Here is a 20,269-nt window from a genome sequence, read left to right on the forward strand (position 1 = left end):
CTCTGCGTCAACACGGGTGATCTAATTGACACACATCATTGCGACACAGCCCCCGCATCCCCATATTCAGGATAAGGGAATTGCTGAGAAACACATAGAAAGGACGGACTTATGACACTTGAAACTCTGACCACATTCTTTGGCTGGATGACTGTTCTGAACCTTGGATTGTTGGCATTCACAACCGCAATGCTGCTGGTGGGTCGCGAGAAGTTCGCGGCCATCCACGCTGGCATGTTGGGCCTCGACACAGGTGAGGTGAAAAAGGCCTATTTTGCCTATCTCGCCAGTTACAAAATTGTCGTGCTGGTGTTCTGTATCGCGCCCTATATTGCACTGAAACTGATGTAACGCCGACAAAACAACCCACATTGAACGCCACGCGTCCGCTTGCTACCACACAGGCGGACGCATTTGCATTGAAGGACCCACACCGATGGACCCGAAAACCGAGATCGAAGTCCAGGCCGCTGCCTTTCGCCGCCTGCAGAAACACCTGATGGAAGACCGCACCGATGCGCAGAACATCGATATGATGAATCTGGCCGGCTTCTGCCGCAACTGCCTGTCGCGCTGGTACCAAGAAGCCGCCGCCGAACGTGGCGTCGAGATGACCAAGGACGAGGCACGCGAAGCGTACTACGGCATGACCATGGCGGAATGGAAAGCCAATTACCAAACCGACGCCAGCCCCGAAAAACAAGCCGAATTCAAAGTCGCGTTCCAGGAAAACGTCACCGACAAGGCTTAATCAAGCCTTGCCCCAGCTCGTAGGGCTCCCGCGCCCTCACGCTGTATCGGCTCTGCCGATCCCCCGTTCCGACTTGGGCGTGGCACCGCGCTTTACGCGGTGCCACGCCCAACGGAAGGCCGGTCTCCTACAAGGAGACCAACGACGGGCGGGAGCGCCCGCCGCAAACGCAGCAACAATAGTGCCCACCCCACCTCACTGCTTCCAAGTTAGCCGCAATTTTACTCAAAATTTTACAGCACTCCAATCAACTTATAGGTGTAGCGCATGTTTTGGAGTTTCCTTTATGCTAGCACTGTTCATTTTACCTGCCCTTTTGGGAATAGCGTTTCTTATCAATGATAATTCAGACGACGATGATAGCAGCTCAGCCGATAGCGAAGCTGAATTTGATAACACCATTGAGTTGACCAACGACAACGACATCTTCTCTGGCGATGACAGCGCCGAACATGTCACTGGGCTCGACGGCAATGACCGCATCGAAGGCAGGTCCGGCAATGACCTGTTGCATGGCGATAACGGCGACGACTTCCTGAATGGTGAAGACGGTGACGATACCTTGCACGGTGGTGCCGGGCACGACGGCATCCTTGGCGGACGCGGCGATGACCTCATCTATCTTGGTTTAGGTGGCGATGTGTCTGACAGTGAAGACAGCAGCGCGCTTGGCCATGGCGACGACACGATATACGGCGGTGGTGGCCACGACCACATCATTGATGGCAACGGTTCAAATCTACTTGTAGGTGGTGATGGAAACGACTACCTGGCGGCCTTGGACCAAGGGAGTACTCAAGATGCCGACACCCTGAATGGCGGCGATGGTGGTGATCATTTACATGGCGAGAACGGCGACATCATGATCGGTGGGGCCGAGACGGACCTTTTCCATGTGCACTATTACTCAGACAATGGCCAAGATCCTGTTGTCATCGAGGATCTCGACACCAATGACGATGGTATAATGCTGATGCTGTCCGAAGAGCAGTTTGGTTCCGATCCTTTTGTAGCAGCTGTCAATCTGACCAAAACGTTTGACGAAAGCAGCGGAGAAATCACCATCGCATCTGACGACGCGGTGTTTGCAATCCTAAGAAACATGGGGCCGGAAGACGCCGACCAAGTTGTAGTCGGCGTCACCCTTTTTGCCTGACGAAAACACCGCCAATTTACAGTCTGTGTCGACCTCTATTCAGCCACGCCGGTCATTAGATGGCTGCCATGCGGATTATCGATCACCATGCGCCAGGATCCGTCAGGTTGACGCCGCAATACTGCAACTGACAGGCCTGACTGCCGGATCTCTGCCCCATCCGGCCCGGTGGCTGTCATCTCCCACGGCGCGATGTGCAGGGCCGTGTCAGCCGCTACCATGACCTCGTGACCCGCATAGGTGAACTGAGGGCTCATGCCCGACATCCCCGTGAACATCGCCACCAGGGTTTCGGGATCACCAATAGGCTGGCCGGGCTCAAAGGCCACCACAGCACCCGGCTCATAGGCCTGCATTACGGTCTCGATATCCTTGGCCGAAAAGGCCGCGGTCATGGTTTCTACGGCATTCAGCACCTGGGTTTCATCTTGGGTCATGTTGGTTCTTTCTGTTGCAAAAAGTTGAGGGGTCGATAGCGCAAGCGCCACCAGCCATGCGGCTGCATGTTTCAAGGGATCTTCCTTTCAGTTTCAGTGATTTGGGTAGTGAGTGGTCAGGCGGTGTCGGGCGGATTCACAATCTCCAGAACCCGTATTGCCAGATCTGTTCGTGATGCCATCGGGCCCATGGCCTGCTGCAGTTTCACCGCAACCAGGCTGGCCTCGGTCCGAGTAGCAATAGCCCGGACGTCATGGTGCGAAGGGGCCCCTTGGCTCAGCTCAATCGGGTCCGCCCCGACCCGTCCGGCAGACAGTGCCGCAGGCAGGCGGCGCGGACAGGAACAGGCAGCCGATGTATTGGCCAGACCACAGCTTTTGGCGGTAAAGCCCTGCACCTTGGACCGCGCGCGCGACAGGCGCTGGCGGTACGTGGCCGCAGGCACGTCCAGCACCTCAGCAGCCTCGCGGTGGTCCAGCTCCAGAATATCCCCCAGCACATAGGCGGCACGATGATTTGGGTCGAGACACAGCAGCATTGCCATAGTGCAGCGCACCCGCAGCTCGTTCAGCATCACGTGGTCCTCGGGCGCAGCAGCGCTGTCATCCACCAACCCATCCAACAGATCTTCGGCAAACATCTCAAAGCTTAGCCCCGGATCGCGCGCCAGCATTTTCTTGGCGGTCAGCAGATAGTTCGTCGCCACCCGGTAGACCCAGGTTTCAAACTTGCTGTCGCCCTTGAATGTCGACAGCTTGGTCACCACCCGGATCAGGATTTCCTGCGTGGCATCCTGCGCCAACCCCGGGTCCACCAGCATCCGTATTGCCAGCCGATGCACACGATCCTGGATCTGTCGCACCAACTGCTCCAACGCACGGGCATCGCCCTGTTGGGCGCGGGTCACGGTGTCATTGATTGGCTGGCTCATGTGGCTGTCCCTTGCTGTTGTCTAATAGGTTAGACACGCGGGCAGCGGGATGTGTGACAAAATAATTTGAACTTTTTTCTGTAGCACCAAAACACTCCGGTTCTGAAACCCTCGGCTCCGATCACAAAGAACCTGTGCGCATAATCTCTATCAGCGCTGACAGCACCGAATCCGCTGCTACTGAGGCCAGGATCATACCCATGACCCGGCTGATGATCGCCGCGCCTGAATTGCCAATGACCCGGATAATCGGATCCGCCAACAACATGAACAGACAGGCCACCGCCAAAACGCTCGCCATAACCACGCCGGTTATCACCTGATAGCCTACTCCAAATTGCGCATTGTCGGTCAGCAGAACAATCGCCAGCATTGCTCCGGGCGAGGCCAGCGATGGCACCGCTAATGGAAATATAGCCGGCGACGGCGCTGCGTCCTGACTGACGTCTCCGTCTGCCGCATGTCTGTCACTGTCGGGCTTGGATTCACCAAAGATCATCGTCAGGGCAAACAAGAACAGCACGATCCCCCCCGCCACCTGGAACGACAGCAGGCTGATGCCCAGCGCGTCGATCAGGATTTGCCCAAGGGCGAGGAAAAACAGCAAAACGCCAATGCTGACCACGGTGGCCAGCACCGCCGTCTTGCGCCGATCTGCCGCCGCCATGCCTGCGGTTACTGCGATAAAAACCGGGATGGTGCCAATCGGGTCAATGACAACCCACAGGGTGATGAAACGCTCGAATAAATCCATGCCCGCACGTAATCACAAACCGCAGCTGATTGCACGGTCTCACAGGCCGCCATGGCTGCCGTGCAGCGGCTTTATGCCACCATCACTTAGATCCCTTCCAACCGCCGTGCCAAAGCATCCGCCGGGATCTCGGTTGTGTCCTTGAAACTCTGCACACCAAAGAACGTGGTATAACGCTCGACGTCAGGGTCAGCGTCAAACAAGCGCGCGCAGACGGCCTGATACTCTTCGAGGTCGGCAAAATACCCCTGCACCACAGCGTCGACCTCTCCGGTAGTGCCATAGGCCAATGTGATTGACGGCTCTTGCGCCAGCCGCTCGATGAAACCTTCGGTTTTCTGCCCGCCATGATCCTTGGACACCACGGTGATAAAAGCCCGGATACCGCGCTCTAGCTTCTTTGGATTGGCTAGATAGACGCAGCGATCCAGATAGCCCTGATCCACCAACCGCTGCACCCGCCGCAGACAGGTCGACGGGGTCGAGGCAACACGCTCGGCCAATTCTCCCTTGGTCAGGGTGCCGTCTGTTTGCAGAACCTCCAGAATACGAATGTCCAGGTGATCCATGTCGTGCCTTTTGGAGTGGTCAAAATCTCCAGAAATTTGCTGATTTTGACCACATCCGTCAACACCAATCGCCTAAGATTAATGCCAGCAACCGCTTTGCGGCCTGTAAACAAGGATCTACAGAAGATGACTTTCTCAATCGCATTGGCCCCCAATATCCGAACCTCGCCCTATTTCGAGGCAACACAGGCCGATGGGCTGGCAAGTATGTCAGTTTACAATCACATGTTCTGCCCAGCACATTTTAGCGATCCACGGGGGGAATATGACCGCCTGATCAACGGGGTCGTAATGTGGGATGTCGCGGCGCAGCGCCAGGTTGAGATCACCGGCCCCGATGCCGGGGCTTTGGTGCAGTATCTCACCACACGTGACGCAGGCCAAATCACCATCGGACAGGGTCGCTATGTCCCGATCTGCAATCATGACGGGGATCTGATCAATGATCCGGTTGTGCTGAAGCTGGCCGAGGATCGGTATTGGCTGTCCATCGCCGACAGCGATATCGAGCTCTGGGCCCGCGCCATCGCCGCCGAGCGTGGCATGGATGTCAGAGTATTTGAAGCCGATGCCTCACCCTTGGCAGTCCAGGGCCCATTGGCCAACGACCTGATTGCCGATCTGTTTGGAGCCTGGGTGCGTGAGATCAAGTACTTTGGTTTTCACGAAACCAGTTTGAACGGCATCCCGCTTGTCCTTGCCCGATCAGGCTGGTCCAAACAGGGCGGGTTTGAGCTGTATCTGACCGATGGCTCACGCGGAACCGAGCTATGGAAAACCATCAAGTCAGCAGGCCAGAAGTATGGCATCGGCCCCGGCGCGCCAAATGATGTTGAGCGTATCGAAAGCGGGCTGCTGTCCTATGGCGCAGATGCCCGTCACACCACCTTTCCCGCCAACCCGTTTGAGCTGGGATTGGGCAAGCTGGTGGATTTCTCCACACCAGAAGATTTTGTAGGTCGCAGTGCCCTGCAACGGATCAAAGCAGAAGGCGTAAAACGCCGCTTTACCGGATTTGTCATCTCCGGCGAGCCAATTCAGACCTCAGCCCAGCAACAGCCTGTTTATTACAACAACACCCAGGTTGGTCTGATCACCGAAATGGTGCACTCACCACGGTTGCAGAAAAACATCGGGCTTGGCTTAGTGAGCAACGAAACCGCAGCCGATGCCCACGGGCTTAGCCTCTTTGCAGCGGGCCCTCTCCGAGAGGTATCTCTGTCTCAACTGCCTTTCGTGTAATCGCACTCAAAGCTCTGGTTTTGAAACCGACTTGCTTAGCACAACAATCAAACTCGCCAAGACGGCCAAGGTCAGAAATGCCACACGCACCGACGTGGCCTCGGCGATAAAGCCAATCACCGGCGGGCCCAGCAGCAGCCCGCCGTAGCCAAGTGTTGACACCGAAGCGAGCGCTGCGCCAGGCGAGACATGTGGGTCATTTGCGGCGCGGGAAAAGGCCAGCGGCATAACGGTTGCATAGCCGATCCCCATCAAGAAAAATCCAACCAGCGCCATGCCGTACGAAGCAAAGCCAACCGCGCAGAGCACACCGACTGTTGCCACCGATCCAGCCAGTCGCGCAGCCCCAACAGGCCCAAGTCGTTGGGCCACAATATCCCCCATCAGGCGCATGCCCACCATGGCAACCGAGAACACAGTATAGCCCAACGCCGCCTCGGCCTCCGACGCTTCGGTGACATAGACCAGAAAAATCGCACTCCAATCGGCCATGCCGCCCTCGCCTAGGGATGAGCAGAAGGCGACAATCCCCACCAGAAACAGCGGCCCTTTGGGCAATCTGAATATAGGACCAGCCACATCAGGGGTTTGGGTATTCGCAGGCCAAGCGACATGGGCAAAGTACAGTGAGAGCGTCCCAACCACAGCACCAAAACCTATGAAGTGCAGCGCAATGCCAACATCATATGTTTCGGCCAAGAACCCCGACCCGGCCCCAAGACCCGCCCCAAGGCTGAACATGGCATGAAAAGACGACATCACAGGGCGGCCGATGTAGCGTTCGACTTCGGCAGCCCAGGCATTCATGGCCACATCCATCGCCCCGTGTGTCGCCCCAAACAACAGCAATGAGAGCGCCAACATCCCGTAACTGGGGGACAGGGCAATCAAGAACAGGGCTGCTATGTTGCCTAAAGCAAGCCAGCGCGTAACCTGGGCAGCACCCAGCCGATCCGCATAACGACCAGCCAAGGGAAACGCCAGAATCGCACCGACGGCCAGCAACAGCAGCAACGCCCCCAGCTCACCGGGGCTGAGCTGAAACCGCTCGGCCACCGCTGGAATACGCGAGGCCCAAACCCCAAACAGGGCGCCACTCAGAATGAACACCGCAGTCACGGCCCGCCATGAAGTACCAGCGTCAGGCATTGAACAGATCTACTCCTGCATCAGATAAGCCGCCCTCAAAAGGACGGCTAAGGGGTGCGCCAACATTGGCTCAACTGTCAACTAAAGCTACTGCCAAGCAGCCTCTATGATACCCACAAAGCATAGGGGGCTGCGAACCGTCGACACTAAAGGACAGGCCACTCAGCATATCCGACACAGCTGCGACATCAGAATATATCGACACCAATCAGATTTAGCGCCTACAGTGAAGCACACATATTAATTTCAGACCCGACCAAACACATCTACACCGCGCAGCTTCCCACCCAAACGCGTCATTAGAGGTTGATAGAAATGATTATGAAAACCCTAACTATAAACGCCATCGTTGCCCTTTCCGCGGCTTGTTCCGGCGCTGCATTGGCCGATGAGCGCCCCAACATCCTGCTAGTGATGGCTGATGATTTGGGGTGGAGCGACATCGGGGCCTATGGCGGGGAAATTGAAACGCCCAACCTGGATGCACTTGCCGAACTCGGGGTGATGTTCACCGATTTCCATGCGTCAGTCTCCTGTTCACCAACCCGTTCGATGTTGCTGTCAGGAAACGACAACCACGTTGCGGGCCTCGGCACGATGAGTGAGCTACTGGCGCCTAATCAAATTGGTCAGCCGGGTTATGAAGGCCACCTGAACAATCGGGTCGCCTCTCTTGCCGAAGTTTTGCTCGAACAAGGGTACCACACCTACATGGCCGGAAAGTGGCACCTTGGCCACGAGGTGGGAACTCTGCCGTATGATCGTGGATTTGAACAAACTTTTACGATGCTGGTCGGTGGTGCCAGCCACTGGTCAGACCGGCTGGGAATCCTTCCCGAAGACCACCCCGTAAAATATGCCCAAAACGGCAAATTGATTGAAACGCTGCCCGGAGATTTCTATTCCAGCCGCAGTTACTCGGATATGCTGATGGATATGATCAGGGAAGATCGCGAAGATGATTAACCCTTCCTTGCCTATTTAGCGTTTACGGCTCCACATGATCCGCTGCACGCGCCTGAACCCTGGCTATCCAAATACGCCGGTCGCTACGACAGCGGTTACGACCTGTTAAGGGAACGTCGCAGGCAAGCTGCGCTAGATCGAGGGCTTGTTCATCCAAACGCAACTATGCCTTCGCAGTTGCCATTTATTACACCCTGGCAAGATCTCAGCAACGAGGACCGCCAGACAGAGGCGCGCGGAATGGAGGTCTATGCCGCAATGGTTGACGCAATGGACCATCACTATGGTCGTGTCGTCGACTTTCTTGATGATATTGGCGAGTTGGACAACACAGTAATCGTTTTTCTGTCCGACAACGGGTCAAATCCCTTTTATTCAACGGATTACCCCGGTGCGGACCAGCCCGAGTTCGTCGCCATGTTTGACCATAGTCTGGAAAACCTTGGCCATCCGGGATCCAATTATGCCTACGGCCCCGGCTTCGCCAGCGCATCGAGTGGTCCGCTTGACCGTTTCAAATTGACGGTTGGCGAAGGTGGCATTCGGGTACCGCTGATCATTTCTGGCCCCGGCATTCCACAAGGCAAGACAACCGACGCCTTTGCATATGTTTGGGATATTCTGCCAACACTCCTGGACTTGAGTGGTAGCGAATATCCTGAGACCTTTGATGGACGCCAAATCGAACCTCCACGAGGTCGTTCTATGCTGCCGCTTCTCACCGGTGGCGCTCCCGTACTCTACGGCCCAGATGAATTGGCCGGTGGTGAAATGGGCGGCGGTAAATGGATGCGTCAAGGCAGCATCAAGGCTATAATGGTCCCTGCCCCTTATGGCGATGGAGACTGGCACCTGTTCAACCTTGCGGAAGACCCTGGGGAAACCAAGGATCTTGCGACCGAACAACCAGAACTTTTGGCGACACTTGTTGCAGCTTGGGAGGCCTATGCAATCGAAGTTGGAGTTGTCGCCGCTGAATAAACGCTGGGCCAGATACATGCCTAGCGCACGAGATTGGCCACGTTCTGTCTTCAGTTGTCAGCTACTTAAACTCAGGAGGAATGTAACGTTCGACCAAGTCTTCGAAAACACCTTCCAACCGCAGCGACTCAGTAGCAAGTTTCAATTTTGTCAGGACTTCCTCGGACAACTTCCCCTTGGCGCATTGCAACCACAAGCTACTTCGCTCAAACGGAAAGATGTCCCCAATATCCCCTCGGGTGATGCTTTCGACCGAAAATACATTAAAAATACTTATCGCAGAGCCAGCAATTGCATCGACACGGTCGGCCATAAGCATATTCACACTTTGCTGATAGCTGTTCGTTAAAACATGCTCGATGTCAGGATCGGTAGAAATTGGCGAATTCTTGAAAGATCCACGCAGTCTTGCCAAGCTCAGCCCATGTAAGCCTTCGATGGACGATATTGACAGCTCAGGACGAGTTACAACGATCAGATCCATCCGATTGTAGATTTCAGCCACCTGAAGGAGTTTGCCCATAGCCCAAGGTGTTTGAACGATTATTGCACAATCGGAAACACCGCGTTCCATATCCTTCATAATCCGAGCGATAGGAAGCAACGTGTTTCTTATAGTAATTCCGGCCCTAGCAGCGATGGCAGTATTGATATCAACAAGAAGGCCGCGCCGACCTTCTGGATCATCCCAGAGAACGTAAGGAGCAGAGTCAAAAATCCCAAACCTAACAGGTTCTGCAAGCGTCGGTTTGCAAGCAAAAGACATGATCAACGCAGTCAGCACCGTCACCAGAAGATGTTTCATCTCCACCTTTCCCGTCCCCCATTAAGAGCACAGTCAGCTGTTTTCCCGGGTCATCACCACTCTCCTGCATATTCAGACTATCTTGGTCCCCAATCAAGTCTCAGGAAAGGCCTAGGCAGTGTCGAGTTGGATAAATACTTGGCCCTCAGTCCATCTGAATAACTATGTCTGAGCAGAATTGCGTCCAGCCATCGGCTCAGACACAGCATGACGATTGGACCAACAAAAAAGCCGCCCAAATTGGGCGGCTTTGAATGGTCGCGCTGAACCAGGTATCAGATCGCGGCTTTGCGGCTTTCTTCCAGGTAGATCTCGCGCAGACGCTTGGCGATTGGGCCCGGTGTCCCATCGCCCAGCGCAACACCGTCGATCTCAACCACAGGCATCACAAAGGCACTGGCCGAGGTGGTGAAGGCTTCATCCGCCTCTTTCGCCTCGTCGATAGTGAACAGACGTTCTTCGATTTTCAGTTGAGCCTCTGCCGCCATGCGCAGCACTGCCTTGCGGGTGATACCGTGCAGAATGTCGGTGGACAGAGGACGGGTAACAATAGTGTCATCCTTGACGAAATAGGCGTTGTTGGATGTGCCCTCGGTGACGTGACCATCCTCGATCAACCAGGCATCATCACAACCAGCCTTCTTGGCCATCATTTTACCCATCGACGGGTACAGCAGCTGCACGGTCTTGATGTCGCGACGGCCCCAGCGGATGTCCTCGATCGAGATGATCTTGGCGCCCTTCTTGGCCGCAGGGTTGTCGGCCAGACCGGGCTTGTTCTGGGTGAACAGCACGATGGTCGGCTTGGTATCGGCAGATGGAAACACAAAGTCCCGGTCGCCGTCCGACCCACGAGTGATCTGCAGATACACCAGACCTTCGACAATACCGTTGCGCTCCACCAACTGGCGGTGGATGTCCAGCAGCTCCTCCTTGGAGCAAGCCGCTTGCATCTCCAGCTCGTCCAGCGACCGTTGCAGGCGCACGGCGTGGCCTTCAAAGTCGATCAGCTTGCCGTTCAGCACGCTGGTCACTTCATAGACGCCATCGGCCATCAGAAAGCCACGGTCAAAGATCGAGACCTTGGCTTCGGTCTCGGGCAGGTATTCGCCGTTTACATATACGGTGCGGGTCATGCAGCAGGTCTTTCTTGGCTATAATGTTTCGTTGGTCCGGCCCCAGTCATTGAATGGTGAAGCCCAAAGTTTCAAGAGGTTTGCCACCGCAAAATCATTGCGGCGAAGGTTTCAGTTGACTGTGAACGCCGTTCATGTAATGAGGGGTGAACGGTGTTCACATTGGGTGATTTTCATGCAGATTCCAAACGATCTTTCTCATTTCATACGGTCCGCACTCAGCAAAGGCCTGACGCGAGACGAAATTTCTACCTGCCTGGAAGAATCCAACTGGACGCCGGAGGAAATCAAAACCGCGCTTGACGGCTGGAGCTACAAACCAAATGCCGGCCCGGTTCCACGACCATACCGCTCCACCGCAGCAAAAGACGCATTCTTTTACGCGTTGCTTTTTGTGGCCTTTGGCATGGTGGCCGGCAATACACTCGCTCTGCTGTTCACTCAGACACATTTCTGGATTCCCGAGACTGGACACACAGATCGATACGCCGCAAGCGGCATTCGCTGGGGGATGGCCGCCATCATCGTTTTTGCACCCGCCTTTTGGTACATGAACCGGTTCGACGAACGCGCGGCCAAGGCGGACTCATCTCGTCGGCACGGCACCATACGCCGCTGGCTGTCATCGCTGGCCATGTTGATTGCTGTCTTCACCCTCATGGGCGACGCCCTCTTTCTGATCTATAACTTTCTTGATGGTTCAGTCACCGCGCGGTTTCTCGCAAAATCTGCCCTTGTGGCATTGGTTGCCGGGATTGTCCTTGGCTATTTCAGACAGGAAAAAGGCCACTCCATCAGCATTTGGCTGCTCACTCCAGCACGTGGACTAATCGGCTTCGCTGTCATGTCTTTTCTCCTTTCGATCCTGATTGTCGGCGGCCCCGCTCAAGGCAAAAAAGAACAACGTGACAACTGGCGCATCTCTGATCTGCGCAACTTGGCCGGAGATATTCGACACTGCCGCGGTGTCGATCGCACAAACCTGCCCGAAACCCTGTCTCCGCTCTCGTGCTCAGACAACCCCGGCCAACTCACCGCATTTGCCGCCGATATTGAGTACAAACGCCTCGGCCCCACTACATTCGAGTTGTGTATTGATGTGGAATTCCCGCCGGCCATCTCGCGATACAACATCACACTAAAGGACAACACAGCCTGCCTAAGACGGGAAACTAAATAGCCAAACTTAACCCCAGAGTGCCCGTGTGGGCGGGTGCGCTCAGGCTCCAGGTGCTCACCTGTCCAGGCATCCTGCAACGCCAGATTCACAGCAGTCAGCTCTTGCTGCACCCACTCTGCACCTTCGGGGTCATATTCCAGAAGATCCGCCAAAGCACCAACTGTTATGCCAAGTCCCATTTATTCACCTCCCAAACGGCAAGGGCGTGGCGAGCGGCCCTTTGGTTTGGGCAAAACGCGCGTACCCCGGTTTAACCTGCCGATAAATCAGCCCCCAGATATCGCCAAAAACCAATACTTTGGCCCGGGTGTCATCAACCCAAACTATTCCCACATCCACATCTGAGGACGGCAATCTCGCCGCCGACATCGCTTCCGTGTCAACATACTCCGCCGAGTTTAAAGGTTGGCCACCTGACATCTGCTTTGCCAGTTCTTCAGGCGTCGCCCCCCGATTATACAGCCAGACATCCGACAAAATGCCCTTGCCTTCTCCAGCCCACCAGTAGGCGTATCCAGCATGACCGTCGTCTTCAAAGACAACGGTCTCCCCGGTCGTCGGGTTTTTCCTGGACTGGAAAATCTCAACCATTAGCCCCAGAGTGCCGGTGTGGGCGGGTGCGCTCCGGCATCGTCAAAATGCAAGGGTTCGTCCCGGTCCTCAGCCAGTAACAGCGGCCCGTCAAGATCTGTAAATGCCACGCCCTGTGCAAGCAGCGTTGCTGGAGCCATTGCTAGCGACGATCCAACCATACAGCCAACCATCACCTCATAGCCCAGCGCCAGCGCCTCTTCGCGCAGTTTCAGCGCCTCGGTCAGACCACCGGTTTTATCCAGCTTGATGTTCACCACATCATACTTGCCCTTCAACTTGGGCAGACTGGTGCGGTCATGGCAGCTCTCGTCGGCGCAAACTGGCAACGGGCGTTCGATTCCGGTCAGCGCGTCGTCTTCACCAGCGGGCAAGGGTTGCTCTACCAGCTCGACACCCAATCGCACCAGATGCGGGGCCAGATCGGCATAAACCTCGGCTGACCAGCCTTCGTTGGCGTCGATAATGATACGAGCTTTGGGCGCGCCGGCGCGCACCGCCTCAAGCCGGGGCATGTCGTCCGGGGTGCCCAATTTGATTTTCAGCAGCGGGCGATGGGCATTCTCAGTCGCCTGTTTCTGCATCTCTTCCGGGCTGGCCAGCGACAGGGTATAGGCGGTGATTTCCGGCTTAGGCTCGGGCAATCCGGCCAGTTCCCACACCCGTTTGCCTGCTTGCTTGGCTTCGAGATCCCACAGCGCACAGTCTACCGCATTGCGAGCAGCCCCAGCGGGCAGCAGCGATTGCAACTCGTCTCGGGTAAACGCGGCGGGCAAGCCTTCGATCTCGGCCGTCACACTGTCCAGAGTTTCACCGTAACGCGCATAGGGCACACACTCGCCCCAGCCGGTTACGCCATCTTTTTCAACTTTCACTGTCAGCACCTTGGCCTCGGTGCGTGACCCACGCGAAATCGTAAACACCTGTGCCAGCTTAAAGACGTCTGACGTCACGGTGATTTTCATGTCTTCATCCTTATGACAGAAAAAGGGCGTCTGCTGCCAGACGCCCCTTACAAATCAGATCGCGGCAAGCGCGTCTACCAGACGCTCGGCGCCGTGACGATATGGATCAACCGCTGGCAGCCCCATGCGCTCTTCGACCTGCGCCAGATAGCTCACGGCCTCGTCTTCGCTCAGGTGCTGAGTGTTGACCGAGATGCCAACAACCTGACAGGCCGGGTTGGATTTGCGGGCCAGCGGCAGCGCGGTGTCGCGCAGCTCTTCCAGCGACGGCAGATCATAGCCCGGCAGGCCACGCATGTGGTCGCGGGTTGGCTCGTGGCACAGGATCAGCGCATCTGGCTGACCGCCATGCACCAGCGCCATGGTCACTCCAGAGTATGAAATGTGGAACAGACTGCCTTGGCCTTCAATGTGATCCCAGTGATCCGCATCGTTGTCGGGGGTCAGATATTCAACCGAGCCGGCCATGAAGTCAGCAATCACTGCATCGAGTGGCACACCGTGGCCAGTGATCAGGATACCGGTCTGACCAGTGGCGCGGAAGGTGGATTTCATGCCACGTTTCTGCATTTCAGCGTCCACCGAAAGGGCGGTGTACATTTTGCCAACCGAACAATCGGTGCCGACGGCCAGGCAACGCTTGCCAGTGCGCTTGACGCCATTGGCAATTGGATAGCCAACAGTCGGAACGCGCACATCATGCAGGGTGCCACCATGGGTCTGCGCCGCTGCGACCAAATCACCTTCGTCGCGCAGCAGGTTGTGCAGGCCCGAGGCCAGATCGTAACCCATTTCCAGCGCCTGGATCAGAACCTCTTTCCACGCGGCCGAAATGATGCCGCCGCGGTTGGCCACACCAATCACCAGCGTTTTGGCACCGGCGGCCTTGGCTTCGGCCAAAGACATCTCGGTCAGGCCCAGATCCGCGCCGCAACCGGGCAGACGGAACTGACCTACGGCATTGTCCGGGCGCCAGTCACGGATACCAATGGCAACCTTGGCGGCCAACATATCGGGTGCGTCACCCAGGAACAGCAGATAAGGGGTCTCGATCATCTCGGGGCACTCCATGGAATTTCTTTGTCCGCGCGAGAATAATTCAGCCCCAGCAAGATGAGTTCCCAAAATACCTTTTGCGCCCCACGTCATTTGCACGTTTCTCCCGTGTCCGCGCTAAATATCCGATGAATCTCCCACATCGGAACAAAAGACCGCTGATCCTGCTGTTTGGTGGCGCTATCACGGCCATTGCTGCGCTTGCATTGCTGCATTCGCACAATAAGACTTGCGCGACACTGCGCAATTTAATACCACATATCGAGATCAAATCGTAACTTCATTACTCAGCAGGTGATCAGCACATGAGCTTTCGCATTCAGCCCACCGCTCCGGCCCGTCCAAATCGTTGCCAGCTGTTTGGCCCCGGATCGAATACCAAACTGTTCCCAAAAATGGCAGCCTCAGCGGCGGACGTGATCAATCTAGATCTTGAGGATTCGGTTGCCCCCAGTGACAAAGACACCGCCCGCGCCAATGTGATTGAGGCGCTGAACACCATCGACTGGGGCAACAAGTATATGTCGGTGCGGATCAATGGGCTGGACACGCCGTACTGGTACCGCGACGTGGTGGACCTGCTGGAGCAGGCTGGTGATCGGATCGATCAGATCATGATCCCCAAGGTGGGCTGCGCCGAGGATGTCTATGCCGTGGATGCGCTGGTTACGGCTGTTGAGCGTGCCAAGGGCCGGACCAAGCCGATTAGTTTCGAAGTGATCATCGAATCCGCCGCCGGCATCGCCCATGTTGAGGCGATTGCAGCCTCCTCTCCTCGCCTACAGGCAATGTCGTTGGGGGCTGCGGATTTTGCCGCCTCGATGGGGATGCAGACCACCGGCATCGGCGGCACCCAGGAAAACTATTACATGCTGCGCGAAGGCGAAAAGCATTGGTCGGATCCGTGGCACTGGGCGCAAACTGCGATTGTTGCGGCCTGCCGCACCCATGGCGTGCTGCCGGTTGATGGTCCCTTTGGCGACTTTTCCGATGACGAAGGCTTCCGCGCTCAGGCGCTGCGCTCGGCCACCTTGGGCATGGTTGGCAAGTGGGCCATCCACCCCAAGCAGATTGCGCTGGCCAACGAGGTATTCACCCCATCTGATGCCGCGGTGACCGAGGCCCGCGAGATTCTGGACGCGATGGAAACCGCCAAGGCCAATGGCGAAGGCGCCACGGTATACAAGGGCCGTCTGGTCGACATCGCCAGCATCAAACAGGCCGAGGTGATCGTGGCGCAGTCAGAACTGATCGCCGGCAAGTAATCACCGTGTTGGTCCGGCACCGCCGGGCCGCGCCTGACCTTCCCCCCGGGAAGGCGCTTTGCACCTTCCCAAGGTCAGCCCCGTCCCTTAGCTTTTTGTTCAATATGACAGACCTCACCCTTTTCCATACCGCCGAGGTGCATTGCGCCACCTTTGCAGCCCTTGCCCCTGATGCGTATCTGGCCCAACAGGTGCGTACGCTGGGTACGCAACACCCTGCCTCACTTATGCGCGCAGGTCCTTGGGTGAGCCCATCACGACATAAGTGGTAATCGCCGTCACATAGGGCGAGGTGCCCAAAATATCGGTATGGAACCGCTTGTAACTGGGTAGGTCCGGGCATTCGACCCGCAGCAGGTATTCGATAGTGCCGGTGATATTGTGGCACTCCACTACTTCCGATGCCGCATCCATCGCCTGTTCAAACGCATGTTGCGCGTGCTTGGTGTGATCCCCCAGCCCCACTGCAATGTAGGTGACAAAGCCTGCGCCCATGGCCTCGCGGTCGAGCACGGCGCGGTAGCCCGTGATGATACCTTCGGCCTCCAGATCCTGTACCCGGCGCAGACAGGCCGAGGGCGACAGGCCAACGCGGTCAGCCAGTTCCAGGTTGCTGATGCGGCCATCCAAAGACAGCTCATGCAATATCTGCTGGTTTATGCGGTCCATTTTCGCCATTAGTTGTGAAAATAGACCGCTAACGCTGCAAAACGCAATTACATTTGGTGCATTTTTCGCAAACCTTAGTGCATGACTTATGATCTCTTTCTTGCGCTTGCGCTCTTCGCCTTTGTCTCGTCGATCACGCCGGGACCAAACAATCTGATGCTTATGGCCTCGGGTGCCAATTTCGGCTTTCGCCGGACCATTCCGCATATGTTGGGTGTGGCGCTGGGTTTTGTGTTCATGGTGCTGCTGGTCGGCGCCGGGTTGGTGCAGGTGTTTGACGCCTATCCGGTTAGCTACACAGTGCTGAAAGTCGGATCCGTGGTTTACTTGCTGTATCTCGCCTGGAAAATCGCCAATGCCGGCCCAGCCGAAGCGGGTGAGGCCAGTGGCAAGCCCATGACCTTTGTGCAGGCGGCGGCGTTTCAGTGGGTTAACCCCAAAGCCTGGGCGATGGCGCTGACCGCTATCAGTGCCTACACGCCAGACCAGACCCTTACTGCAATCCTGCTGGTGGGTGTGGTGTTTGGCGCGGTCAACCTGCCCTCGGTTAGTTCGTGGACGGTGCTTGGCCAACAGATGGCACGGGTGCTGACCAATCCACGTCGCCTAATGGCATTCAACTGGACCATGGCAGTGCTGTTAGTGGCGTCGCTCTATCCGGTGCTCTGGCCCAGCTAAGAATTTTACCTCGAGACCATCCTGAACCTTGCCCGGCGTTTGCGCCGGGCCTTTTTGGTTTCAAACCGGCGCAACGGGTTGGCGTAGAATTGTCTTTAGCTTTTCAGGCGCCACACGACGGGCATCACTTAGGTAAATCTCGTGGTGGGGGCCGTTAAAAGTTAGCCCCTGCCCCGGCATCAGCTCGTCATGCAAATGGGCCAGCGTCGGGGCCTCGTCCGAGTAGGGCCCGACGTGCAGAGTTTGCAGGCAGCGGCCTTCGTCTAGTCGGCCATGATACACCCGCCCCATGGTCTCAACATCGGTTGGCGCATCCTTCTTCTTCGCGAGCTTCTTCAACGCCGTCTCGCGCACCTGCTCCAACGATTCGGGCGTCACATGGTCCGGCAGGCGGATCATAGCCGTCCAGACCCAAGCGTCACGATCATTGCGGACAAAGACGGTGGGATCATCCGCCATCCACAAGGCTTCGAGCGGGGGGACGGTAAAATCCTGCCCGGCCGCCTTGCACTGAAATTTCAGACCATAGGCAATTGGATAGAGCGCGGCGATGGCCTTGCTAAACTCTGGCCCGCCGGGATCGCCTTGCCCGTCGATCATCACGTAAGGCATGGAGGGGATCACCAAGTCATCCCAGCGCCCGGCTTTGCCAGAAAACTCGGCTTTGAAAGCGCGTTTAAAATCAAGTTTGTCAGTCATGGTTTCACTTCAACGGCAGGCAGATTTCGGTTAGCAGATCCTCGGGCGCGGTGTCGCGGGGCGAGTTCAGCGAGATCTCGTAGCAGGGCATATCTGCGGGCTCCTCGCCCGAGTTTGGCAGCCAATCGCCAAACAGAGTTTGATAGGCCTCGGCCAAGCCGGCGTAGGGACCTTTGTAGGTCATCACCGCGGTTTTGCCGCCGGGAAGGTTATACTCTTCCAGCCCCTCGGGGATCGTATCCCCCTGCCAGATCATCCCGGCGCGGCTGTTCAGCTTGTCCTCGGGCACCTCTTCGGGGTTATCGCAATAAACGCCAACAAAGCCCGCCACATCGGGCCACAGGTTGCGCGAAATGCAAATGGCGACAAGGTTTTCAAAAACTTTGCCAATTTCGTAGTACGGCCCGACATGGCGCTGTGAGGCCAGACGGCGAGCGGGTTCATCGCGGATGGTAACGGGATACATTCTGAAATCTCCTGATTTGCGCATCGACACCGGAGGCAGCACACGACCCGCCGCACGATAGCTGGCCGGGCGCGCGCCGAACATCTCGGCAAAGGCTCGGGCAAAGCTGGCGGTGTTCGGGTAGCCGATATCCGCTGCGGTCTGTTCAATCGAGCGGTCATCATTCACCAACCAGATCGAGGCCCGGTTCAGCCGAATCCGTCGCACCGCCTGGGCACAGGTCTCACCCGTCATGGCGCGAAACACCCGGTGCCAGTGAAACCGCGACATGGCGGCGACATCAGCAAGCGTATCCAGCGACAAATCCCCGGCGGGGTTGTCATGGATATAGCTGAGCACCCGCAGAATCCGGTCTTCGTAACTGTTTGGCATGTGGTCTTACTGCTCCTTAGTCACCCGCAGATCTGGCATGGGCTGGGCTTACAAATCTTGCTGAGTTGAAACTGATTATGTCATTTTGCCCGCTCTATCCCCCATCGCAAATGGCTCTACTTGGCAATCCAACGCCTCCAACAGTTGCATCTGAGCCGCCCTGAGGTCATATAGCGATAAATTCGGCGCTTGTGAGGCTATATGACCCAGTATCTGAACTTTGAAAAACCCCTGGCTGAGATCGAAGGCAAGGCTGAAGAGCTGCGCGCCTTGGCGCGGGCCAACGAAGAGATGGATGTTGAGGCTGAAGCCGAAGCACTGGATGCCAAAGCTGAACAGTTGCTGGTCGATCTGTACAAGGATCTGACCCCTTGGCGGAAATGTCAGGTGGCGCGTCACCCTGAGCGTCCACATTGCAAAGATTACATCAAGGCGCTGTTCACCGATTATACGCCGCTGGCGGGCGACCGTAGCTTTGCCGATGACCACGCGGTTATGGGTGGTCTGGCCCGGTTCAACGACCAGCCGGTGATGGTGATTGGCCATGAAAAAGGAAGCGACACCAAATCGCGCATCGAGCGCAACTTTGGCATGGCGCGCCCCGAAGGCTACCGCAAGGCAATCCGCCTGCTGCAGATGGCTGACAAATTTAACCTGCCGGTGATCACCCTGGTCGACACCCCAGGCGCCTACCCTGGCAAAGGGGCCGAAGAGCGTGGCCAGTCCGAAGCGATTGCCCGCTCTACCGAGGCCTGTCTGCAGATCGGTGTGCCGCTGGTATCTGTCGTCATCGGTGAAGGTGGATCTGGTGGGGCAGTCGCCTTTGCCACCGCCAACCGCGTGGCGATGCTGGAACATTCCGTCTATTCGGTGATCTCGCCCGAGGGCTGTGCATCGATTCTGTGGAAAGACGCCGAGAAAATGCGCGAAGCTGCCGAAGCGCTGCGCCTGACGGCACAAGATCTGCAAGAGCTGGGTGTGGCCGATCACGTAGTGGCTGAACCCAAAGGTGGCGCACACCGCGATGGCGAATCAGCAATTGCCGCCGTTGGCGAAGCCATCCAGGGCCTGCTGAACGAGATGAAGGCGATGGACGGCCCGGCGCTGATCAAGGACCGCCAAAAGAAATACCTGGAGCTTGGCTCCAAGGGGTTGGCAGCCTAGGCCCTTCCCTAAATTCGCAGTTTAGAAAGCTCCGACCAAAAGGTTCGGGGCTTTTATTATTCAACAGACCAAAACCTATCGAGACCATGCCGTCCCCTGCCGTTCATCGTTGATGGCTTAGGAGCTTGATCGCAGATCAAAGCAAAAGTGCGCTAACACGCTTGCAAGCAACGCAGTTCTTTAGGTTGCGCCCGGCGACATGCTACTCTCGCGGCTTGCACTGATTTAAGGAAAAAGCCGATAAATTACTCGGTGTTTCACTCATCGTGGGACTGGATATTTCACT

The 20,269-nt window shown here is 56.6% G+C and carries 21 protein-coding genes and 1 pseudogene; 9 read left to right on the forward strand and 13 right to left on the reverse strand.

The features are described from left to right. Nucleotides 1-111 precede the first annotated feature (111 nt). From AC2T28_RS01950 to AC2T28_RS01960, 3 genes are all read left to right on the forward strand, one after another. Nucleotides 112-351, forward strand: coding sequence for a DUF6868 family protein (locus tag AC2T28_RS01950; RefSeq protein WP_486747259.1), 240 nt, complete (start codon nt 112-114; stop codon nt 349-351). An 85-nt stretch (nt 352-436) separates the two neighbouring features. Then, the gene (locus AC2T28_RS01955) at nt 437-751 is read left to right on the forward strand and encodes a DUF1244 domain-containing protein (RefSeq protein WP_486747260.1); all 315 of its coding nucleotides are present in this window, start codon (nt 437-439) and stop codon (nt 749-751) included. 286 nt (nt 752-1,037) lie between these two features. After that, nucleotides 1,038-1,907 carry a calcium-binding protein gene (locus AC2T28_RS01960; RefSeq protein WP_486747261.1) on the forward strand — a complete coding sequence of 290 codons (870 nt, stop codon included), beginning with the start codon at nt 1,038-1,040 and terminating at the stop codon, nt 1,905-1,907. A 35-nt stretch (nt 1,908-1,942) separates the two neighbouring features. On the opposite strand, the gene AC2T28_RS01965 is transcribed toward AC2T28_RS01960, so the two are convergent. From AC2T28_RS01965 to AC2T28_RS01980, 4 genes are all read right to left on the reverse strand, one after another. Then, the gene (locus tag AC2T28_RS01965; protein ID WP_486747262.1) at nt 1,943-2,344 is read right to left on the reverse strand and encodes a YybH family protein; all 402 of its coding nucleotides are present in this window, start codon (nt 2,342-2,344) and stop codon (nt 1,943-1,945) included. Nucleotides 2,345-2,460: 116 nt separating this feature from the next. Continuing rightward, nucleotides 2,461-3,276 carry an RNA polymerase sigma factor gene (locus AC2T28_RS01970; RefSeq protein ID WP_486747263.1) on the reverse strand — a complete coding sequence of 272 codons (816 nt, stop codon included), beginning with the start codon at nt 3,274-3,276 and terminating at the stop codon, nt 2,461-2,463. A gap of 121 nt (nt 3,277-3,397) precedes the next feature. Beyond that, entirely contained in the window at nt 3,398-4,030 is a 633-nt protein-coding gene (locus AC2T28_RS01975; RefSeq protein ID WP_486747264.1) for a MarC family protein, read from the reverse strand. An 86-nt stretch (nt 4,031-4,116) separates the two neighbouring features. Then, on the reverse strand, nt 4,117-4,599 hold the full coding sequence (locus AC2T28_RS01980) for an Lrp/AsnC family transcriptional regulator (RefSeq protein WP_486747265.1): 483 nt from the start codon (nt 4,597-4,599) through the stop codon (nt 4,117-4,119). 126 nt (nt 4,600-4,725) lie between these two features. Here AC2T28_RS01980 and AC2T28_RS01985 point away from each other — a divergent pair, with 126 nt between their 5' ends. Then, on the forward strand, nt 4,726-5,841 hold the full coding sequence (locus AC2T28_RS01985) for a glycine cleavage T C-terminal barrel domain-containing protein (protein WP_486747266.1): 1,116 nt from the start codon (nt 4,726-4,728) through the stop codon (nt 5,839-5,841). 6 nt (nt 5,842-5,847) lie between these two features. Here AC2T28_RS01985 and AC2T28_RS01990 read toward each other — a convergent pair whose 3' ends face one another. Further along, complete coding sequence (locus AC2T28_RS01990) at nt 5,848-6,990, reverse strand: MFS transporter (RefSeq protein ID WP_486747267.1); 1,143 nt, start codon at nt 6,988-6,990, stop codon at nt 5,848-5,850. A 321-nt stretch (nt 6,991-7,311) separates the two neighbouring features. Here AC2T28_RS01990 and AC2T28_RS01995 point away from each other — a divergent pair. Continuing rightward, a pseudogene (locus AC2T28_RS01995) lies at nt 7,312-8,937 on the forward strand (arylsulfatase). 61 nt (nt 8,938-8,998) lie between these two features. Here AC2T28_RS01995 and AC2T28_RS02000 read toward each other — a convergent pair. Together AC2T28_RS02000 and AC2T28_RS02005 are read right to left on the reverse strand one after the other, a co-directional pair. Beyond that, the gene (locus AC2T28_RS02000) at nt 8,999-9,742 is read right to left on the reverse strand and encodes a substrate-binding periplasmic protein (protein ID WP_486747268.1); all 744 of its coding nucleotides are present in this window, start codon (nt 9,740-9,742) and stop codon (nt 8,999-9,001) included. 275 nt (nt 9,743-10,017) lie between these two features. Further along, nucleotides 10,018-10,878, reverse strand: a complete 861-nt coding sequence (locus AC2T28_RS02005) for a D-amino-acid transaminase (RefSeq protein WP_486747269.1) — start codon at nt 10,876-10,878, stop codon at nt 10,018-10,020. Here AC2T28_RS02005 and AC2T28_RS02010 point away from each other — a divergent pair. Next, nucleotides 10,877-12,058, forward strand: a complete 1,182-nt coding sequence (locus AC2T28_RS02010; RefSeq protein ID WP_486747270.1) for a DUF5671 domain-containing protein — start codon at nt 10,877-10,879, stop codon at nt 12,056-12,058. The genes AC2T28_RS02005 and AC2T28_RS02010 overlap by 2 nt on opposite strands. 183 nt (nt 12,059-12,241) lie before the next feature. Here AC2T28_RS02010 and AC2T28_RS02015 read toward each other — a convergent pair whose 3' ends face one another. Genes AC2T28_RS02015 through dgcN form a run of 3 tightly spaced genes read right to left on the reverse strand, consistent with a single transcriptional unit; the run spans nt 12,242 to nt 14,670 of the window. Continuing rightward, nucleotides 12,242-12,649, reverse strand: coding sequence for a hypothetical protein (locus tag AC2T28_RS02015; RefSeq protein ID WP_486747271.1), 408 nt, complete (start codon nt 12,647-12,649; stop codon nt 12,242-12,244). Continuing rightward, a complete protein-coding gene (gene dgcA / locus AC2T28_RS02020; RefSeq protein ID WP_486747272.1) occupies nt 12,649-13,614 on the reverse strand; it encodes an N-acetyl-D-Glu racemase DgcA in 966 nt (321 codons plus the stop codon). Before dgcA ends, AC2T28_RS02015 begins: the two co-directional genes overlap by 1 nt. Nucleotides 13,615-13,668: 54 nt before the next feature. Beyond that, on the reverse strand, nt 13,669-14,670 hold the full coding sequence (gene dgcN, locus AC2T28_RS02025) for an N-acetyltransferase DgcN (RefSeq protein WP_486748002.1): 1,002 nt from the start codon (nt 14,668-14,670) through the stop codon (nt 13,669-13,671). Nucleotides 14,671-14,975: 305 nt separating this feature from the next. Between dgcN and AC2T28_RS02030 the strand changes: the two genes are divergently transcribed. After that, complete coding sequence (locus tag AC2T28_RS02030; RefSeq protein ID WP_486747273.1) at nt 14,976-15,935, forward strand: L-malyl-CoA/beta-methylmalyl-CoA lyase; 960 nt, start codon at nt 14,976-14,978, stop codon at nt 15,933-15,935. A 225-nt stretch (nt 15,936-16,160) separates the two neighbouring features. Here the strand turns inward: AC2T28_RS02030 and AC2T28_RS02035 are convergent, their stop codons facing one another. Next, a complete protein-coding gene (locus tag AC2T28_RS02035) occupies nt 16,161-16,613 on the reverse strand; it encodes an Lrp/AsnC family transcriptional regulator (RefSeq protein WP_486747274.1) in 453 nt (150 codons plus the stop codon). Between the two features lie 72 nt (nt 16,614-16,685). Between AC2T28_RS02035 and AC2T28_RS02040 the strand changes: the two genes are divergently transcribed. Further along, complete coding sequence (locus AC2T28_RS02040; protein ID WP_486747275.1) at nt 16,686-17,282, forward strand: LysE family translocator; 597 nt, start codon at nt 16,686-16,688, stop codon at nt 17,280-17,282. Nucleotides 17,283-17,342: 60 nt separating this feature from the next. Here the strand turns inward: AC2T28_RS02040 and AC2T28_RS02045 are convergent, their stop codons facing one another. Continuing rightward, nucleotides 17,343-17,981, reverse strand: coding sequence for a GyrI-like domain-containing protein (locus tag AC2T28_RS02045; protein WP_486747276.1), 639 nt, complete (start codon nt 17,979-17,981; stop codon nt 17,343-17,345). A 4-nt stretch (nt 17,982-17,985) separates the two neighbouring features. Then, nucleotides 17,986-18,819, reverse strand: coding sequence for an AraC family transcriptional regulator (locus tag AC2T28_RS02050; RefSeq protein WP_486747277.1), 834 nt, complete (start codon nt 18,817-18,819; stop codon nt 17,986-17,988). Between the two features lie 201 nt (nt 18,820-19,020). Here AC2T28_RS02050 and AC2T28_RS02055 point away from each other — a divergent pair, with 201 nt between their 5' ends. Beyond that, a complete protein-coding gene (locus tag AC2T28_RS02055) occupies nt 19,021-19,983 on the forward strand; it encodes an acetyl-CoA carboxylase carboxyltransferase subunit alpha (RefSeq protein WP_486747278.1) in 963 nt (320 codons plus the stop codon). Nucleotides 19,984-20,269 lie beyond the last annotated feature (286 nt).

It is taken from the genome of Parasedimentitalea nitratireducens (genome assembly GCF_057444295.1).

Coding starts and splice junctions, on each gene's coding strand:
- AC2T28_RS01950 (WP_486747259.1), top strand. CDS start 112: ATGACACTTGAAACTCTGACCACATTCTTTGGCTGGATGACTGTTCTG.
- AC2T28_RS01955 (WP_486747260.1), top strand. CDS start 437: ATGGACCCGAAAACCGAGATCGAAGTCCAGGCCGCTGCCTTTCGCCGC.
- AC2T28_RS01960 (WP_486747261.1), top strand. CDS start 1,038: ATGCTAGCACTGTTCATTTTACCTGCCCTTTTGGGAATAGCGTTTCTT.
- AC2T28_RS01965 (WP_486747262.1), bottom strand. CDS start 2,344: ATGACCCAAGATGAAACCCAGGTGCTGAATGCCGTAGAAACCATGACC.
- AC2T28_RS01970 (WP_486747263.1), bottom strand. CDS start 3,276: ATGAGCCAGCCAATCAATGACACCGTGACCCGCGCCCAACAGGGCGAT.
- AC2T28_RS01975 (WP_486747264.1), bottom strand. CDS start 4,030: ATGGATTTATTCGAGCGTTTCATCACCCTGTGGGTTGTCATTGACCCG.
- AC2T28_RS01980 (WP_486747265.1), bottom strand. CDS start 4,599: ATGGATCACCTGGACATTCGTATTCTGGAGGTTCTGCAAACAGACGGC.
- AC2T28_RS01985 (WP_486747266.1), top strand. CDS start 4,726: ATGACTTTCTCAATCGCATTGGCCCCCAATATCCGAACCTCGCCCTAT.
- AC2T28_RS01990 (WP_486747267.1), bottom strand. CDS start 6,990: ATGCCTGACGCTGGTACTTCATGGCGGGCCGTGACTGCGGTGTTCATT.
- AC2T28_RS02000 (WP_486747268.1), bottom strand. CDS start 9,742: ATGAAACATCTTCTGGTGACGGTGCTGACTGCGTTGATCATGTCTTTT.
- AC2T28_RS02010 (WP_486747270.1), top strand. CDS start 10,877: ATGCAGCAGGTCTTTCTTGGCTATAATGTTTCGTTGGTCCGGCCCCAG.
- AC2T28_RS02005 (WP_486747269.1), bottom strand. CDS start 10,878: ATGACCCGCACCGTATATGTAAACGGCGAATACCTGCCCGAGACCGAA.
- AC2T28_RS02015 (WP_486747271.1), bottom strand. CDS start 12,649: ATGGTTGAGATTTTCCAGTCCAGGAAAAACCCGACGACCGGGGAGACC.
- dgcA (WP_486747272.1), bottom strand. CDS start 13,614: ATGAAAATCACCGTGACGTCAGACGTCTTTAAGCTGGCACAGGTGTTT.
- dgcN (WP_486748002.1), bottom strand. CDS start 14,670: ATGATCGAGACCCCTTATCTGCTGTTCCTGGGTGACGCACCCGATATG.
- AC2T28_RS02030 (WP_486747273.1), top strand. CDS start 14,976: ATGAGCTTTCGCATTCAGCCCACCGCTCCGGCCCGTCCAAATCGTTGC.
- AC2T28_RS02035 (WP_486747274.1), bottom strand. CDS start 16,613: ATGGCGAAAATGGACCGCATAAACCAGCAGATATTGCATGAGCTGTCT.
- AC2T28_RS02040 (WP_486747275.1), top strand. CDS start 16,686: ATGACTTATGATCTCTTTCTTGCGCTTGCGCTCTTCGCCTTTGTCTCG.
- AC2T28_RS02045 (WP_486747276.1), bottom strand. CDS start 17,981: ATGACTGACAAACTTGATTTTAAACGCGCTTTCAAAGCCGAGTTTTCT.
- AC2T28_RS02050 (WP_486747277.1), bottom strand. CDS start 18,819: ATGCCAAACAGTTACGAAGACCGGATTCTGCGGGTGCTCAGCTATATC.
- AC2T28_RS02055 (WP_486747278.1), top strand. CDS start 19,021: ATGACCCAGTATCTGAACTTTGAAAAACCCCTGGCTGAGATCGAAGGC.